The 18,612-nt window shown below is 59.9% G+C and carries 12 protein-coding genes; 1 reads left to right on the top strand and 11 read right to left on the bottom strand.

Annotated features, from left to right (window positions below; translation table 11 throughout):
- Nucleotides 1-130 precede the first annotated feature (130 nt).
- The 4 genes from astD to AB4N43_RS24145 all read right to left on the bottom strand — a co-directional run bounded on the left by astD (nt 131) and on the right by AB4N43_RS24145 (nt 5,144).
- Nucleotides 131-1,600 (bottom strand): succinylglutamate-semialdehyde dehydrogenase, encoded by a 1,470-nt coding sequence (astD, locus tag AB4N43_RS24160; RefSeq protein ID WP_460154228.1) that lies wholly within the window; start codon nt 1,598-1,600, stop codon nt 131-133.
- Complete coding sequence (gene astA / locus AB4N43_RS24155) at nt 1,597-2,622, bottom strand: arginine N-succinyltransferase (protein ID WP_027923929.1); 1,026 nt, start codon at nt 2,620-2,622, stop codon at nt 1,597-1,599. Before astA ends, astD begins: the two co-directional genes overlap by 4 nt.
- A gap of 84 nt (nt 2,623-2,706) precedes the next feature.
- Nucleotides 2,707-3,726 (bottom strand): arginine/ornithine succinyltransferase subunit alpha, encoded by a 1,020-nt coding sequence (aruF, locus tag AB4N43_RS24150; RefSeq protein WP_027923928.1) that lies wholly within the window; start codon nt 3,724-3,726, stop codon nt 2,707-2,709.
- Nucleotides 3,727-3,923: 197 nt separating this feature from the next.
- Complete coding sequence (locus tag AB4N43_RS24145) at nt 3,924-5,144, bottom strand: aspartate aminotransferase family protein (RefSeq protein ID WP_027923927.1); 1,221 nt, start codon at nt 5,142-5,144, stop codon at nt 3,924-3,926.
- A 286-nt stretch (nt 5,145-5,430) separates the two neighbouring features.
- Here AB4N43_RS24145 and AB4N43_RS24140 point away from each other — a divergent pair, with 286 nt between their 5' ends.
- The gene (locus tag AB4N43_RS24140) at nt 5,431-10,296 is read left to right on the top strand and encodes a dermonecrotic toxin domain-containing protein (RefSeq protein ID WP_460152022.1); all 4,866 of its coding nucleotides are present in this window, start codon (nt 5,431-5,433) and stop codon (nt 10,294-10,296) included.
- 2 nt (nt 10,297-10,298) lie between these two features.
- Here AB4N43_RS24140 and argR read toward each other — a convergent pair whose 3' ends face one another.
- From argR to acs, 7 genes are all read right to left on the bottom strand, one after another.
- The gene (gene argR / locus AB4N43_RS24135) at nt 10,299-11,279 is read right to left on the bottom strand and encodes a transcriptional regulator ArgR (protein WP_027923925.1); all 981 of its coding nucleotides are present in this window, start codon (nt 11,277-11,279) and stop codon (nt 10,299-10,301) included.
- 243 nt (nt 11,280-11,522) lie between these two features.
- A complete protein-coding gene (locus AB4N43_RS24130; protein ID WP_007943885.1) occupies nt 11,523-12,287 on the bottom strand; it encodes an ABC transporter ATP-binding protein in 765 nt (254 codons plus the stop codon).
- A 27-nt stretch (nt 12,288-12,314) separates the two neighbouring features.
- Nucleotides 12,315-13,427, bottom strand: coding sequence for a M14 family metallopeptidase (locus AB4N43_RS24125; protein ID WP_194940662.1), 1,113 nt, complete (start codon nt 13,425-13,427; stop codon nt 12,315-12,317).
- A 1-nt stretch (nt 13,428) separates the two neighbouring features.
- Nucleotides 13,429-14,127 (bottom strand): ABC transporter permease, encoded by a 699-nt coding sequence (locus AB4N43_RS24120; protein ID WP_027923923.1) that lies wholly within the window; start codon nt 14,125-14,127, stop codon nt 13,429-13,431.
- Entirely contained in the window at nt 14,124-14,813 is a 690-nt protein-coding gene (locus AB4N43_RS24115; RefSeq protein ID WP_027923922.1) for an ABC transporter permease, read from the bottom strand. Before AB4N43_RS24115 ends, AB4N43_RS24120 begins: the two co-directional genes overlap by 4 nt.
- 91 nt (nt 14,814-14,904) lie before the next feature.
- Nucleotides 14,905-15,681 (bottom strand): ABC transporter substrate-binding protein, encoded by a 777-nt coding sequence (locus tag AB4N43_RS24110; RefSeq protein ID WP_027923921.1) that lies wholly within the window; start codon nt 15,679-15,681, stop codon nt 14,905-14,907.
- 699 nt (nt 15,682-16,380) lie between these two features.
- Nucleotides 16,381-18,336 carry an acetate--CoA ligase gene (gene acs / locus AB4N43_RS24105; protein ID WP_027923920.1) on the bottom strand — a complete coding sequence of 652 codons (1,956 nt, stop codon included), beginning with the start codon at nt 18,334-18,336 and terminating at the stop codon, nt 16,381-16,383.
- Between the last annotated feature and the right edge of the window lie 276 nt (nt 18,337-18,612).

The following is an 18,612-nucleotide window of genomic DNA, read 5'->3' as shown; positions in this document are numbered from 1 at the left end:
TTCTGGTAACTGTTCTTTTAGACCGGGTCGCGGCCATCGCGGGAAGCCCGGCTCCCACAGGTTCGGCGGTGTTCATACACTATGTATTCGACGCAAATCCGGTGGGAGCGGGCTTGCCCGCGATTGGGCATTACGCCATCTTCACGCCAGGCGTGAGAGCAGCAGGCAACACCAGGCTCGGGGTTTCCAGCGAGGCCACCGGGTAAGCGCAGTAATCGGCTGCGTAATAGGCGCTGGCGCGATGGTTGCCCGAAGCCCCCACACCGCCGAATGGCGCGCTGCTCGCGGCACCGGTCAGCTGCTTGTTCCAGTTGACGATACCGGCGCGGCTTTCCAGCCAGAACTGCCGGTAACGCGCTTCGGAATCCGACAGCAAACCCGCCGCCAGGCCATAGTCGGTATCGTTGGCTTCGGCGATCGCCGCTTCAAAATCAGCGTAGCGGATCACTTGCAGCAACGGGCCGAACAGCTCTTCGTCAGGACGGTCAGCCACGGCCGTCACGTCCAGAATGCCCGGGGTCAGCAACGCGGCTTGTGCCTGCGGCTGAGTCATTTCCAGCAACGCCACTGCGCCATTGGCCAGCAAATGTTCTTGCGCGTCCATCAACGCTTTCGCGGCGCCAAGGGAAATAACCGACCCCATGAAGGGTGCCGGTTGTTGATCAAACGCACCCACTTCAATCGTCGCGCTGACCGCCACCAGACGCGCCAGCAGCGTGTCGCCCCAGGCGCCCTGCGGCACCAGCAAGCGGCGTGCACAGGTGCAACGCTGACCGGCGGAAATGAAGGCCGACTGGATGATGGTGTAAACAGCGGCATCGAGGTCTGCCACTTCGTCGACCACCAGCGGGTTGTTACCCCCCATTTCCAGCGCCAGGATTTTGTCTGGACGACCGGCGAATTGCTGATGCAGGTGATTACCGGTGCGGCTGGAACCAGTGAAGAACAGACCGTCGATGCCCGGGTTTGCCGCCAGGGCAATACCGGTTTCACGAGCGCCTTGCAGCAGGTTCAACACGCCCGCCGGCAAGCCGGCTTCGATCCAGCATTTAACCGTCAGCTCGGCGACTTTCGGGGTCAACTCGCTGGGTTTGAACAACACGCTGTTACCGGCCAGCAGCGCTGGCACGATGTGACCGTTCGGCAAGTGGCCAGGGAAATTGTAAGGACCGAACACCGCCACCACGCCGTGCGGTTTATGACGCAGCACAGCAGTGGCGTCGCCCAGCGGGCCGCTCTTCTCGCCGGTACGTTCACGGTAGCTCTGCACCGAAATCGCAATCTTGTTGACCATGCTGGTCACTTCAGTCGCCGACTCCCACAGTGGCTTGCCGGTTTCTTCACCGATGCAGCGCGCCAGTTCGTCAGCCTTGTTTTTCAGTGCGGCGGCAAAGGCCTCAAGCACGGCAATGCGCTCGGCCAGGGTCCGACGGGCCCAGCCCGGGAATGCCTGACGCGCGGCTTGCACGGCGGATTCAACCTGAGCCGCCGTGGCGCCTTCGCCGGACCACAGCACTTGCTGGGTCACCGGGTTCAGCGACTGGAAGGCTTCACCCTGGCCGGCCAGCCATTCACCTGCGATGTATAGCGAATTCATTATTTCGACTCCCGAGCAGCAGACAACGGAACGGCGCGCACTTGATCGCCGGCGTTGAGTTGAAGACGTTTGGCGGTCAGCGGATCAACCACCAGCGTGCCGGCGGCGAAGCGTGCTGGCGCGGCAGTGATCCGGCAGTCTTCGCGCTTGCGGTTATGAATCAGGAACGGCGTAGCGTCGTCGCCCGGTGTGCCGATGGCCAGCACCAGCGCCTCGCTGTCACGCACCGCGCGAATCTTGCCGGTTTCGCACTCGACGGCCGGGCCGGCGTCGAAGATATCGACGTAGCCCTGGTAGCTGAAACCTTCGCTCTTGAGCATGGCCAGCGCCGGCTCGGTGTCCGGATGGACCTTGCCGATGACGTTGCGCGCGTCGGGCGAAAGGAAGCAGGTGTACAGCGGAAACTTCGGCATCAGTTCGGCAATGAATGCCTTGTTGCCCACGCCGGTCAGGTAATCAGCCTGGCTGAATTCCATCTTGAAGAAGTGACGGCCCAGGCTCTCCCAGAAAGGCGAACGCCCGGCTTCATCGGAGACACCACGCATCTCGGCGATGATCTTGTTGCCGAACAGTTGCGGGAACTCGGCAATGAACAACATCCGCGCCTTCGCCAGCATGCGGCCATTGAGGCCGGTGCGGAAATCGGCGTGCAGGAACAACGAGCACAGCTCGGAGTTGCCGGTCAGGTCATTGGCCAGGAACAGCGTCGGAATCTCGCGGTAGATGTTCAGCTCTTGCGAAGCGCTGACCGTCAGGCCGACCCGGAAGTTGTACCAAGGCTCACGCAGGCCGACCGCACCGGCGATGGCGGAAATGCCCACCACGCGGCCCGCGTCATCCTCAAGTACGAACAGGTAGTCCGCATCAGCGCGCCCGGCTTCGCCGCGAAAGGTCTTCTCGGCCCAGCCGACCCGATGGGCCAGACGTTCTTCGTTGGCCGGCAAGGTAGTCAGGCCGGTGCCGGTGCTGCGGGCCAGGTCGATCAGAGCGGGTAAATCGCTGCTGCGTACGGGACGAACGATCATGCTATCTCCTCAAACGGGCCGCTTGCGCCACCCGTGAAATTTCGCTGCTTTCCAGGTATCTCTCGCTGGAAATCAATGCCGGCGTTAAACCGCCACCAGGCGCACGCTGGCACCTTCACCGACGCCCAAGGCTTCGGCCGCTTCCAGATCCAGGGTCACGGGTTTGCCTGGCGCGTAATCGAGCTCAAGCAACACGGCGCGGTAATCCTGCAACTGGGCATTGGCCACCAGGTACTGACGTCCGACACCTTTGACCGGCTCGCCGATTTTCACCGGTACGACGCGGCTCTGGGCGATCGAACGGATCCCCGTCACACGGGCGTGCAAAGTCGGGCCACCGTCGAAAATGTCGATGTAGTGATCGGTCTCGAAGCCTTCGCGCATCAGGATGTCGAAGGTGATCTGCGCCCGTGGATGCACCTGGCCCATCGCCTCTTGAGCGGAGTCCGGCAGCAGCGGCACATAGATCGGGTAATGCGGCATCAGCTCGGCCAGGAACGTGCGGCTCTTCAGACCGCACAGACGCTCGGCTTCAGCGTAGTTGAGGTCGAAGAAGTTGCGGCCGATGGCATCCCAGAATGGCGAGTCGCCGTTTTCATCGCTGTAACCGACGATCTCGGTCACCACGGAATCGGCAAAGCGCTCCGGATGGCTGGCGACGAACAGCAGGCGCCCACGGGAATTGAGCTCGGCCCAAGGCGACCCCACCAGCTCGCGCTGCACGTAGAAACTGGTCAGCAGGCTGTTGCCGGTCAGGTCGTGGCACTGGGAGAGCACGTGAATCTTGTTATGAATCTTCAGCTCGCGGGAGGCGTGCACGAAGGTTTCATTACGGAAACTGTAGAACGGCTCGGAATAACCGGCCGAGGCCACGATCGCCGAGCAACCGGCCAGCTTGCCGGTGGTCGTGTCTTCGAGGACGAAGAAATAGCTCTCTTCACCGTTGAAGCTGACTTCGGCAGCAAACGAGGCTTCGCTTGCAGCGATCTTGTCGCTCAGGCGTTCAACGTCATCCGGCAAGGAAGTGACACCAATCGGGCTGTCCGCAGCCAGACGCTGTACCTCGCCCAGATCAGCCATTTGCGCGGGGCGCATCACCAGCATGGTGTCACTCCTTTCTCGAAAAACTCTTTGAGGAAAATAACCGGACCCCTTGTAGGAGCGAGCCTGCTCGCGATGGTGGATCAGCAACATTGATGTCGACTGACACACCATCGCGAGCAGGCTCACTCTTACAGAAAAGCGGGCCTGGCATAAAAATTGGGTTCGACGCCTGAAAGTTCAGGCGTCGAAGGGCCCTATCAGGCTTGTGTCAGTTTGGCGGCAGCACGTTCGAAGCGGTCCAGACCGGCATCGATATCAGCGTCTTCAACCACCAGGCTCGGCGCGAAGCGAATCACGTCCGGGCCGGCTTGCAGAATCATCAGGCCTTCACGTTCGGCGGCGTTGAAGATGTCTTTGGCCTTGCCCTTCCAGGCATCGCTCAGCACGCAACCGATCAGCAGACCCAGGCCACGAACCTGAGTGAACAGGCCGTACTTCTCGCCGATCTGCTCAAGGCGCGCCTTGAACTTGTCGTGCTTGGCATTGACGCCGGCCAGCACTTCAGGGGTGTTGATCACGTCGATCACGGCTTCAGCGACAGCGCACGCCAGCGGGTTGCCGCCGTAAGTGGTGCCGTGAGTGCCGACGACCAGGTGTTTGGCCAGGTCTTCGGTGGTCAGCATGGCGGCGATCGGGAAACCACCGCCCAGGCTCTTGGCACTGGTCAGGATGTCCGGGGTCACGCCGTAATGCTGGTAGGCGAACAGCTTGCCGCTGCGGCCCATGCCGGTTTGCACTTCGTCGAACACCAACAGCGCGTTGTGCTCGGTGCACAGGTCGCGAGCGCCTTGCAGGTAGGCCTGCTCGGCCGGCAACACACCGCCCTCGCCCTGGATCGGCTCAAGCACCACTGCGCAGGTCTTGTCGGAAATGGCTGCTTTCAACGCCGCCAGATCGTTGTACGGCACGTGGGTGATGCCGGTGATTTTCGGACCGAAACCGTCGGAGTACTTCGACTGGCCACCGACGTTCACGGTGAACAGGGTGCGACCGTGGAAGCTGTTCAGCGCGGCGATGATTTCGTACTTCTCGGTACCAAAACGATCGAAGGCGACGCGACGGGCCAGTTTGAAAGCGGCCTCGTTGGCTTCGGCGCCGGAGTTACAGAAGAACACGCGCTCGGCAAACGTAGCGTCGATCAGCTTATGCGCCAGGCGCAGGGCCGGCTCATTGGTGAACACGTTGGACACGTGCCACAGCTTGTTAGCCTGCTCGGTCAAGGCACCGACCAGCGCAGGGTGTGCGTGGCCCAATACGTTAACGGCAATCCCGCCGGCGAAGTCGATCAGCTCGCGGCCAGACTGGTCCCAGACGCGGGAACCGGCACCACGCACAGGGATGAAAGCGGCAGGCGCGTAGTTAGGAACCATTACCTGGTCGAAATCGGCGCGTTGTACCGCAGCGTGCTCAACGGACATCGGAGTCTCCTGAAGAGGAACACTCGCCTGAAACTGGCGAGCGATGGGGGGATTGTAAGGACAGTTTTCAGCCCGGCCTTGCCGCCAAGCGACAACTTCTTATAGCGCAAACCCCGGTTTCAGTCGGGTTTACGGCAATGCGACATATAGCGTCGCAAAGGCGCAGTTTAAACCGCCGGCACAGGTTATAGGCAGGCTTGTCGAACGGTGCGGTAAATATGTACCGCACCAGCCCCGTCATCGTCTGTTTTGCTGGTGACTCATCCAAACGCTAAGGGAATAGCGCATGAGTCGACACGAACAAGATCGCCCTTCTAACGCAGCCGGCAATGAATCCGCCACGCAGCCGGACGATCACTACCATCACCTGTTCAACAATCTGCCGACCTGGGTACTGGAAGCCTCGCCCGCCACACGCGACGCCCTAAAAAACGCCTCGCCTGCCACGCCGCGGTGGTACGGCACCGCGACATCCGTGCAACACCTGTCGCTGAAAAAGCTCGGCCAGGACCACTGGACCCAGCGAAATCGCCTGGACTCAACCCTGTCCAAACTGCAAAGCGCACGCGCCTTCGCCGAACCTCTTCTGACCGCGGAGCTGAAAACCCGGTTTGATCTGGAACTGGACGTCAACACCACGTTCCTGCGCCTTTACATCCCGCAAACCGTGCCCTGGTTCGGAGTCAGGACGGGCGCCGCACGCACCTGGACGGTGTCGCTGCTTGATGCCGCCCTGCATAACTTCCAGGAATCGGAAGTGGCGGCTGATGCTTACGAATCGGCATCGACGTTCATTACCGCGCCGTCACCCAATGGGCAGTTCGATACGCTGCCAGCGATCAAACAAAAAATAACCGTCGCCGCCTTTGCGCGGCTGTGCCGGGATCTGGACATCGGCGCCCGGTACAACACGTACCTCAAAGACAATCTGGGGCTGACTAACCCGGTGGCCGGCGCGGTGTTGAAATCGAAGGTGATCGGCTCGCACCAAGCGGCACTCAAAGCGGCGTTGCAAATGGCTCAACTGCGCAAGGACATTCCGGAGGATGCCTGCCTCTCGATCCTGCGCCTTGTGGAAGGGCGTTCAGGTGCGCGACTCAATGGTCAACCGCTGTACGGCCATGACCTGAGCATCATGTCCTCCTCCCTGACCGGCATTGTCATTTTCGCAGCGAGTCTGGAGCGCGCACGCAAAGGAACGCGGATCATCGCCTACATTCCCGACGATCCCGAACATCCACTCAAGGAATACCCGAACACCCTGGCGTTCATGAACGAGCTGACCCGCAAGCTGCGTGCCCCGGCTTACCAGACATTCTTCAGCCGTTTCGTCGAGCACAAGGAAAGGGGGCACTTTTTCGCTGATCTCAATCAACGTCTTCAGCGCGTCACCTGGCATCAGCACACGCGTGGCGACCCATTGCCTAGCTGGCGGGAAACGCCCATCGACAGGCCCAACCTGCGGTTTTCAATGACGCCGTTCAGCGCGGACCTGTGGAATCATGTCTATCAGCGCCAACTGAACAAGATCATCAACGATGCCAGCACGCAGGCCGTCGCCACCGCCTCCGCGGACCGAAACGGGCGCTGGGCATTGTGGGATGCCTTCAGCAAAGTGGCGTCGACGCTGCTTGAAATCGCGTCGTTCGTTGCCTTGCCATTCGTTCCGTTTCTCGGCGAAGTAATGCTGGGTTACATGGCCTACCAGTTACTCGACGAAACGTTCGAAGGCATCGTAGACCTGGCCGAAGGGTTGAAAACGGAGGCGCTAAGGCATCTGATAACGCTCGCTGAAACAGTGGTTGAAGTAGGCACATTCGCAGTGGGTGGCGCGATCGCTGCCGGCGCCTTCAGCCGTTTGCTTTCGCGCGAAGCGGTCGCGCTGGTCGACCCGCTCAAACCCGTCGCAACGCCAAAAGGAAAAATCCGCTATTGGAAGCAAGATCTACTCCCTTACGAACACGCCCAGAGCCTGCCTGACGGTGCAACCCCCGATCAACTTGGCCTCTATCGCCACGGGGGCAAGACGCTGCTGCCCCTGGAAGGAAAACTGTACGCCGTGAAACCCGAAGGCACCTCCGGCGCGTATCAGATTGAGCATCCGACCCGCACCGATGCTTATCAGCCTTCTTTACTGCACAACCACCACGGCGCCTGGCACACCGAACTGGAGCAGCCGCTGCATTGGGATCGGGAAACGGTCATGCGTCGCATCGGCCACGATGTCGAGTCGTTCAGCAACGCCGAGCGCGAGCAGATCCTGCAGGTCAGCGGTTTTCACGACAATGCCCTGCGCGAGATGCATGCCGAACACTACCGCCCGCCTTCGCTGCTGACCGACACGATCAAGCGCTACAGGATCAACCGGGACATCGACACCTTTATCGAGCAGATCGGCAGTGATCAAGCCGAGCACTACCAAAAGGCCGATGCGGTCATGCAGCATCAACTGCTGAGCAGCTACGACGACTGGCCTGTCGACACGCCGATGCCGGCAGCGCAAGACCAAACGTCAACCTTCAGACAACAGACCGCCGAACTTGCCCGGAGCCACCGCAAATCGCTGTTCGATCTGCGCTACCGAGCACTGGAAAAAACCGATGACCTGCGAGTCCAGCGACTGCTGGATGACGTGCAGGGGCTACCCACCGATATCGCCGAGGAATTGGTGAGCAATGCATCCGGCACCGAGCTGAAACAACTGCACAACGGCCGCCTTCCCCAGCGACTCAAGAATGCAGCGCTCAAAGCCATGGAAGCCGTGCGCGCGACCCGAGCTTGCGAAGGTTTTTATTCCGAAGCGCTGGACACCACCGACACCCACCGACTGGCCTTGCACAGCCTGAATTCGCTGCCCGATTTGCCGGCCGAATTACGCATCGAAGTGAGGGACTACTCGGCCGAGGGGACCTTGCGCGACAGCATTGGCCAGCCCGATGCGCCCATTCAAAAAATACTGATTCGCGCTGAAGACGGCACTTACCAGGTTCACCAGGACACTGGCTCGACGCAGGGAAGTTTTTATCAGGCCCTGTTCCGGGCGCTGCCGGAGTCGCAGCGCAACAAGCTGAACCCTTTGATCGCAGACGCCCGGACACTCAAACAACGCATCGCCGAACACGCACTGGACCAACCGGCCTTACGCAGGCTGTTCGCAAAAAATCCCCATCGAAAACCGTTCTATGACCCAACCACCATGCGCCTGCCCGGTGGTGCCGAGGGCTACAGTCGAATCGACCGCGAGACACCGACGCTCAACGACCGGGTGCGCGAGGTTTACCCCAACCTTCCTCAGGAAGAAATGCAGTCCATTGTCCAGGCATTGCAACTTCATCCCGATGGCGCTCGCGTAGAACTTTCACGTGTGAGGAGGGAGTTGGCCCGACTGCATCAGGACCTGCGCGTCTGGGTCAGTGACTCGCCCACGGCTCATCCTGAAACCGGACGCCCGCTCAGTGAGCTGGAGCAACAAGCCGAGCGAAACAATCGCCGGTTGCTGGCCCAGGAAATCCAGCGCAGCTGGCGGCGACAGTCCGACCGGGATTTCGACACCCCAGAGGGGGTGACCCAATATGTGCTCAGGTTCGAACAGCCGATACTCGGTGACTTTCCGCCACTGAGTGCCGACTTCAGTCATGTGTCGCGGTTGTCCCTGGAAGGCACGCGCAGTGCGCAGGCCATTCCCGCGTTTCTAAGGGGCTTCAGCGGACTGCGCCGCCTGGAGTTGCGCCGATTTTCCCTGACCACCCTCCCCGACGCCATCAGCCGAATGCCCGACCTTCAAGCCTTGGTCTTGAGCGATTGCGGCATCCGGGTCGACGCCGCCACCTGGTCGAAGCTGGCGTCACTGAAAAAACTGGCCATGCTGGACCTTTACAAAAATCCGTTTGAAAGCCTGCCGCGCATCGACACGATGAGTGAGCTGGTGCACCTGGACCTGAGCGACACTCGCATGACGGAGATTCCGGCCGGCGCTCTGCAACACCCGAAGCTCGAAACCCTCCTGCTGATGAACAACCGCATCAGCGAGTTGCCTGCCGGGTTATTCGAAAGTTCGCTGTACGACAAGCGCGGCCTGCACCTCACCCACAACCCGCTTTCGAACAGCGCGCGGGAATTGATCAAGCAACACCACTTCGAAAACGCCTACGACATGGGTGTCTATGCTCCCGAAGCCGATATTGATCGCATCAAGGCGTTGTACCCCAGCATGGAAGTCGAACAGGCCAGTGAGTTTGTCTACGAATTGCCGGGGACTCTGGAGGAAGGCCGCACATACCTTACGCGCCTCGAAGAAGAGCTCACCCAACTGAAAAATGATTTGTCTGCCTGGACCACCGATGTTCCGGACCGGCACCCCGTGACGGGTGAACCGTTCAGCCCCGACCAACTCTCTGCCGAGCAAGCCAACCGTGACGAACTCAAGCAGGCACTTGAGAAGTGCTGGCAGCGTGAATCTGGACTGGATGATTTCAACGACGCACTTGAGCCGACGTTCGAGCTTATGGTCCGCCCGGTTATCAATGGCGAGCTGCCCGCCATGAGTGCAGACTTCAGTCATGTTTCCGCGCTGGAGATCCAAAGCGCCGAGGGTGCAACACGACTGGGGCGTTTCCTCGAGTCCTTTACCAACCTCAAAAGCCTGAGGCTGCGCGAGTGCGACCTCGGTGACATCCCCGATGCGGTCTTCAAGATGGGGCGCCTGCGCTCGCTGTCGCTCCCCGAATGCCGGGTCAGCCTGTCTGCGCAGACGGCAAATGCATTGGCGGGCATGGAGCAGCTTGATTACATCGACCTGAGCTTAAACCCGTTGGGGCGTACGCCGGATCTAAGCCAAATGCCCAACCTGTCGACCGTGTTGCTCAACGACACCGGCATCACTGACATCCCCCATGGCCTGCTTCAGCTGACGGATCTGGACTGGGTCGACCTGAGCATGAATGCAATTACCGAGGTGCCCAGCGACCTGCTGGAATTGCCGGTGGAGGTGGCTGAAAACATCACCTTGAGAGGCAATCCGTTTTCGGAGGAAAGCCTGGCGCAACTGGTCCGCTACTTTGAACTGACCCGTGCGGATTTTGGCGTGGACGAGGTCATCAACCAAGGTGAGATGCAGGTTTCGACTTCAGAGGGTTCCGAGGTCGACGAATAACATCAGCCGCGCTCGGACGGCACCGACGACAACTCGAATGGACTGCTGCTGCGCCGCTGGTTGCGATCTTCCCGCGGCGTGGCACCGAAGAAGTTGCGATAGGCACTGGAGAAATGTGGCCCCGAGGAGAAGCCACACGACAGGCCGATCTGGATGATCGACTTGCTGGTTTGCATCAACATCTGCCGGGCCTTGTTCAGGCGCAATTCCAGGTAGTACTGGCTCGGCACACGGTTGAGGTATTGCTTGAAGATCCGCTCTAATTGCCGACGGGACACGCACACGTGCTGGGCGATTTCGTCGGTGGTCAGCGGCTCTTCGATGTTGGCTTCCATCAGCAGCACCGCTTGGGTGAGCTTTGGATGGCTGGAACCGAGGCGGTTTTGCAGCGGGATACGTTGGCGCTCCCCGCCTTCGCGGATGCGCTCGACCACCAGCTCTTCCGAGACGGCGCCAGCGAGTTCGGCGCCATGATCACGGGCCAATACTGCCAACAACAAATCAAGTACCGACAGGCCGCCGCACGCGGTCAGCCGATCGCGATCCCAATCGAACAAATGACTGGTGGCGATGACTTTAGGGAAACGCTCGGTGAAATCGTCCTGCCAGCGCCAGTGCACGGCAGCGCGATACCCATCAAGCAAACCCAACTGCGCCAGCGGGTACACACCCGCCGACAAACCGCCAATCACACAACCGGAACGCACCAGTTGTTTCAACGCACTGCTGAGCGCCGGCGCAAGCGTGGTCGGCGGCTCATCGGCGAGCAAAAACAGCTTCTGGAAATTTTCGAGTTTGCCGGCCCACGGCTCACCCGGCAATTGCCAGGCGCCTTCGGTCGGCGGTTCGGCCTGCAAAAACGACAGTTCGTAAACCACGTCCGGGTGCACACGCTGGGCAACACGCAAGGCCTCCTCAGCCAGCGCAAGCGTCAGTGCTTTAGTGCTGGGCCAAATCAGGAAACCAATTCGATGGGCAGTCATGGCGGGCAATCCGAAACGAGAACAGTGAAGAAGGCATGGGCCAATGCTAGCCCGTAAATGAACGCAAATCTCAAACCTGTAGCGATCAAATGTGGGAGCCGGCTTGCCAGCGATAACGGTGGATCAGATAACATCTCTGATGCAGACATACCGCTATCGCTGGCAAGCCAGCCCCCACAGGGATCGGGGCCGGCCTTCAGGTTGCGAAGCATGCACTATCCCGGTGCACAACGGCAGTCTTGATTACTTCAGGCTGCCCGAGAGGAATTGTTGCAGACGCTCGGACTGGGGATTGACCAGCACCTCACGCGGGTTGCCACTTTCTTCGACGACACCTTTGTGCAGGAACACCAACTGGTTCGACACTTCACGGGCAAAGCCCATTTCGTGCGTGACCACCACCATGGTACGGCCTTCCTGGGCCAGGGCCTGCATGACTTTCAGCACGTCGCCGACCAGTTCCGGGTCGAGTGCCGAGGTCGGTTCGTCGAACAGCATCACCTCAGGTTCCATCGCCAGCGCACGGGCAATCGCCACACGCTGTTGCTCGCCGCCGGACATGTGGCCAGGGTAGGCGTCCTTACGGTGACCCACGCCGACCTTGTTCAGGTAGTGCTCGGCTTTTTCGCGGGCTTCGGCCTTGGACATGCCCAGCACGTGAACTGGCGCTTCCATGATGTTTTCCAGCGCGGTCATGTGCGACCACAGGTTGAAATGCTGGAACACCATCGACAGGCGCGAACGCATGCGTTGCAGCTGTTTCGGGTCGGCCGCCTTCAACGCGCCGTCCTTGTTGGCGACCAGTTTCAGCTCTTCGTTGTTGAGCAGAATCTTGCCTGCGTGCGGCTGCTCCAGCAGGTTGATGCAGCGCAGGAAGGTACTTTTGCCGGAGCCACTGGAGCCGATGATGCTGATCACATCGCCAGCCGCCGCTTTCAGGGACACGCCCTTGAGCACTTCGTGACTGCCATAGCGTTTATGCAGGTCTTGGACTTCAAGTTTGTACATGCGGTCGGTTCTCACAAAAACAGTCAGTCAGTCGTTGAGCAAGCGCCCGTGACGCAGCGCTTCGCGCCCCGCCACCTTGGCCAGCCAGAAACCGGGTTGGGCATAACGCAGCCGTTCAATGGCAAACAGCACCCCGGACGTACCAGCACACACCGTGCTGACCCGATCCGACAACGGATCGATCACTTCAAAAATCTCGTCACCGGCTTCGATCCACTCACCGGGTTTACGCAGGAAACTCACCACACCGGGGTGCGGTGCAAACAGCAATTCGGTGCCTTCGAACGGCAAGCCTTCGCACGCTTCTTGCGCAGGTTTTGGCCATTCGCCGCTGATCAGGCCTTGCTCGGCGAGGAACGCCAGAATGCCTTCGGCGTGAGCCACGGACTCAAGACGACCGGTATCCGCCTGACCACCTAATTCAAGGGTAGTCGCCAGACACGCCAGCGGAATCTGTGCATCCGGGAACAGGCGCGACAGACGCAACCACGGCAGCGAGCAGGCTTCGTCGAAGGAACTGCCGCCGGAATCTTCCGCGAGCAAACCCACCTTCACGTTCAAGTGCGCGGCCAACGAACGCCACTGCGGCCAGTGTTGCGGCAAGGCGTACATGTGCAGTGCCGCTTCGGCGTCGCAGTGCAAATCCAGCACCACATCGGCGGTGCAGGCGTGGCTGAGCAAGACGCGCTGCATGCCTTGCAACTGACTCGCAGCCGGTGGCAATGCAGCAAGCGCATCGCTCATGGCCTGACGGATCATCTGGATATTGGCGTGCGGATCATCACCGAGGTGCCCTGCCAGCTCAGACGCAACCGGCGCGCTCAGCTCAACGAAATCGCGGTTGAAATTCTTGCCGCTGCCGGCCTCGAAACGCCCTTGATGATTGCCCTGCAACAGTTGACCGAGACCCAGTGGGTTGGCCACCGGCACCAACTCGATCACACCGTTGAGCAAGCCTTGGGCTTCGAGCTCGGTCAGGCGCTTTTTCAGCTCCCAGGCCGTGCGCATCCCCGGCAGTTCATCGGCGTGCAGGCTGGCCTGGATGTAGGCCTTGCGCTCGCCACTGCCGAAGCGGAATACCGAAATCTGGCGTTCGCTGCCCAGGTGGCTCCACGGCAATACGTGATCGATGCGTTCCATATCAGTGCTTCCGCGGGGCCAGATAGCCCAGCCAGCGGCGCTCGGCCAGTTTGAACAGCTTCACCAGGATGAAGGTCAGGCACAGGTAGAACGCGCCGGCGGTGATGTAGGCTTCGAACGGCAGGTAGTACTGGGCGTTGACCGTGCGTGCGGCACCGGTGATGTCGATCAGGGTCACAATGGACGCCAGACTGGTGGTCTGCAGCATCATGATCACTTCGTTGCTGTACTGCGGCAGCGCCCGGCGCAGGGCCGATGGCAACAGGATGCGCTTGTACATCTTGTAGCGCGACATGCCCATCGCCTTGGCGGCTTCGATCTCGCCATTCGGGGTGGCCCGCAGGCTGCCCGCAATGATTTCGGCAGTGTAGGCGCTGGTGTTGATGGCAAAGGCCAGGCATGCACAGAACGTTGCGCTGGACAGCCACGGCCACAGGAAGCTTTCACGTACCGCTTCGAATTGCGCCAACCCGTAGTAGATCAGGAACAGCTGCACCAGCATCGGCGTGCCGCGGATCACGTAGGTGTAGAGCCAGGCGCTCATGTTGACGGCGGCGTTCTTCGACACGCGCATCAAGCCCAGGGGCAAGGCGCACAGCAGGCCGAAAAACAGCGACAACGCGAGCAATTTGAGGGTAGTCACCAAGCCGCCGAGGTACAGCGGCAAGGCCTCCCAAATGACGTTGTAGTCGAAGATCATAGATCAGCCGCCCTTACGCCTACCGAGTAGCGCTTCTCAAGGTGACGCAATGCCAGCAACGAAACACTGGTGATGACCAGGTACATCGCCGCCACTGCGAGGAAGAAGGTGAAAGGCTCGCGGGTGGCATCTGCCGCCTGCTTGGCCTTGAACATCATGTCTTGCAGACCTACCACCGAAATCAGCGCGGTAGCCTTGGTCAAGACCAGCCAGTTATTGGTGAAGCCCGGAATCGCCAGGCGAATCATCTGCGGCACCAATACCCGGAAGAACACCTGAAAACTGCTCATGCCGTACGCCATGCCGGCTTCTGCCTGCCCCTTCGGGATCGCCATGAAGGCGCCACGGAAGGTTTCCGACAGGTACGCACCGAAGATGAAACCGAGGGTGCCGATACCGGCGGCCAACGGGTTCAGGTCGATGTAGTCGTTAAAGCCCAGCAGCGGTGCGACGCGGTTGAGCAGGTCCTGGCCGCCGTAGAAAATCAGCAGGATCAGCACCAGATCGGGAATACCGCGGATCACCGTGGAATACAGATCGCCCAGCCAGGCCAGCCAGCGAATCGGCGACAGACGCAGCGCAACGCCGATCAGCCCCAGAACAATGGCCAGGACCATGGACGACAAGGCGAGCTGAAGCGTCAGCCATGCGCCATCGAGGATGACAGCCCCGTAGCCTTTCAACATGATTCAGGTCCTCGAAAGTTGGGATGAAAAAATGGCGCAAACCTCAGAGATCCTGTTGCTTGCGCCATTTCGGACTTGTCGCCGCAGCGTATTACTTGCCGTAGATATCGAAGGCGAAGTACTTGTCCTGGATTTGCTTGTATTTGCCGTTCTCACGAATGGCGGCGATGGCAGCGTTGAGCTTGTCGAGATCAGCCTTGTCATCCTTGCGCACAGCGATACCCACGCCGTCGCCGAAGTATTTGACGTCGGTGAACGCCGGGCCAACGAAGGCGAAGCCCTTGCCAGCGTCGGTTTTCAGGAAACCGTCATCCAGCAGCGTAGCGTCTGCCACGGTGCCGTCGAGGCGGCCGGCGGCCACGTCGAGGTAAATTTCGTTCTGCGAACCGTAAGGCTTGATCTCGGCACCCAGCGGGGCCAGGACTTCGCGGGCGAAACGCTCGTGGATCGAGCCACGCTGCACGCCGATGTTCTTGCCCTTGAGCTCAGTCAGGCCTTCGCTGACTTGAGTGCCCGCCTTCATGACCAGGCGAGCCGGGGTGTTGTAGTACTTGTTGGTGAAGTCGACAGACTTCTTGCGGTCTTCAGTGATCGACATGGACGACAGGATCGCGTCGATCTTGCGCACTTTCAGTGCCGGGATCAGACCGTCGAACTCTTGCTCGACCCATACGCACTTGACCTTCATCTGCTCGCACAGAGCGTTGCCGATGTCGTAGTCGAAACCAACGATGCTGCCGTCCGGCGCTTTGGAAGCGAACGGAGGGTAAGCTGCTTCGATGCCGATTTTCAGAGGCTTTTCATCGGCGAAGGTTGGCAGCGACAGCACGGACAGTGCCAGGGCGCCAAGCAGCACGAGTTTCTTCATCTTGGGACTCCATCGGTAAAGGGCAAAAACGGCAGAGTGAGCGACAGCCCAATATGCGAGTGAGTAGAACGACAAAGCGGTTGCTGCGTCGTAGGAATCGCGTGTTGTTTTCAACACGGTCACCGACGAGCGAGTGATCGGCATTCTAACGACAGGCCCGAAGCCGATATTTCTTCAATGCGACAACAAATTACAGATGCACCGAGAAAGCCGCTTGAGCGCGTTGACAGCCCTGCAAAATCATGCAAGAGCAAAAGACAGTGAACCGATCTACGTTGCAAATTGCGGGCCTATTATTGGCAAACCCTTCTAATCCGGCAAGCTTGGCGTTATGTCTTATTTTTCCAAGGGGATCAGGAGGCGTGGGAATGGGGTTTTGCGTTTCCCAATGCCCCGGATTGGCACGAGCGGTTACACATTCAGTTACTTGAAGGGGGATGGGTAACAGTGGGAAAGGACCGACAACTGAGTCCGATAATTATTGGCTGTTGTTTATGGGGTGCCTGACCTGATCCCATCGCGGGCAAGCCTGCTCCCACAGTGGTCTTTGTTGCTCACAAACTCCATGCCCACTAAAGATCCCTGTGGGAGCAGGCTTGCCCGCGATGGGGCCGGGGCTGCTCACGCAAAAATATCAGGCAATAAAAAACCCCACCAGGCTCACCACCTGGCGGGGTTTCATGTCTCAAGACCCGCTACTTAAGCAACGTTCATGGTCTTGTGCGTATCAATCAAATGCTGCACCACTCCCGGATCCGCCAGGGTCGAGATATCCCCCAACCCGTCGTATTCAGCCGTGGCGATCTTGCGCAGAATCCGGCGCATGATCTTGCCCGAACGGGTTTTCGGCAGCCCAGGTGCCCACTGAATCACATCCGGCGAGGCGATCGGACCAATCTCCTTGCGCACCCAGTTTTTCAGTTCCAGACGCAGCTGCTCGCTCGGCTCTTCGCCATTTTTCAGGGTGACGTAGACATAAATGCCCTGCCCCTTGATGTCGTGCGGTACGCCGACCACTGCCGCTTCGGCGACTTTCGGGTGCGCAACCATCGCGCTTTCGATCTCGGCGGTGCCCATCCGGTGGCCAGACACGTTGAGCACGTCATCCACGCGACCCGTGATCCAGTAGTAACCATCCGCATCACGACGCGCACCGTCACCGGTGAAATACATGCCGCGGAAGGTCTTGAAGTAGGTATCGACGAAACGGTCATGGTCGCCGTACAGCGTACGGGCCTGACCCGGCCACGAATCGAGAATCACCAGGTTGCCCTCGGCAACGCCCTCGATGATGTTACCGAGGTTGTCCACCAGCGCCGGCACCACACCGAAGAACGGACGCGCCGCCGAACCCGGCTTGAGCGCGTGAGCGCCCGGCAGTGGGCTCATCATGTTGCCGCCGGTTTCGGTCTGCCACCAAGTGTCGACGATCGGGCAACGGGACTTGCCGACATTCTTGTAGTACCAATCCCAGGCTTCCGGGTTGATCGGCTCACCGACCGAACCGAGCAGGCGCAGGCTGCTGCCATCAGCCCCCTCAACCGCCGCAGTGCCCGACGCCATCATCGCGCGGATCGCCGTCGGTGCGGTGTAGAGGATGTTGACCTTGTGCTTGTCGACGATCTTCGCCACCCGGGTGATGTCCGGATAGTTCGGCACGCCTTCGAACAGCAGCGTGGTCGCGCCATTGGCCAGCGGGCCGTAGACGATGTAGCTGTGACCGGTGACCCAGCCAACGTCAGCGGTGCACCAGTAGATTTCGCCCGGACGGTAGTCGAACACGCGCTCGTGGGTCATCGCCGCATACAACAGATAACCGCCGGTGGTGTGCTGCACGCCCTTAGGCTTGCCGGTCGAACCGGAGGTGTAAAGGATGAACAGCGCTTCTTCGGCGCCCATCTCTTTCGGCGCGCAGACACTGCCCGCTACTTTCATCAGGTCTTCAAACCAGATGTCGCGATGCTGGTTCCACTTGATGTCGCCACCGGTGCGCTTGCACACGATGACTTTCTGGATGCTGCTGGTTTCCGGGTTGGTCAGCGCGTCGTCGACGTTGGTCTTGAGCGGGATCTTCTTGCCGGCACGAATACCTTCGTCAGCGGTGATCACCACTTTGGATTTGCAGTCGATGATGCGACCGGCCAGGGCTTCCGGCGAGAAACCACCGAACACCACCGAGTGAATCGCGCCGATCCGGGTGCAGGCCAGCATGGCGACCACGGCTTCGGGGATCATCGGCATATAGATAGTCACCACGTCGCCGCGGTGCACATCCTGGCCGCGCAAGGCGTTGGCGAATTTGCAGACTTGTTCGTGCAACTCGCGGTAGGTGATGTTGCGGCTTTCGGAAGGGTCATCCCCTTCCCAGATGATCGCGATTTGATCGCCGCGCTCGGCCAGATGACGGTCGAGGCAGTTGTAGGAAACGTTCAGGGTGCCGTCGGCGAACCATTTAATGTCGACATGGTGATCGTCGAAGGACGTCTGCTTCACCGTGGTGAAAGGCTTGATCCAGTCGAGGCGCTTGGCTTGCTCGCGCCAGAAGCCGTCCGGGTTGACGACCGACTGCTGGTACATGGCCTTGTAGGTCGCCTCGTCAGTCAGCGTGTTAGCCAGGACCTCGGGACGAACGGGATACAGGGAAGCCGCACTCATCTTTCTTACCTCGGTGGAATAGTTGTTTTTGTATGACCCCAGTTGTAGCCGGGCCGGGCCTATAGAACCATTCGACGATGGTAGTAACAAGCCCCTACAAAATGTCCTGAAAAGCCCGCAACCCCAACTACCACGCCTCTTTCAGGGTGTTTCAACCCCCAGTCACAATGCGGTCTGTAGCCGCTGGCGAAGCCTGCGTCCGGCTGCACAGCAGTCGAACGCAGGCTTCGCCAGCGGCTACAAGTCGTACGTCGTCGTAGATAGATGGGGCTGTTT

The organism is Pseudomonas sp. S2_B07, assembly GCF_054668435.1.
This window is presented reverse-complemented; position numbering and strand designations above follow the sequence as displayed.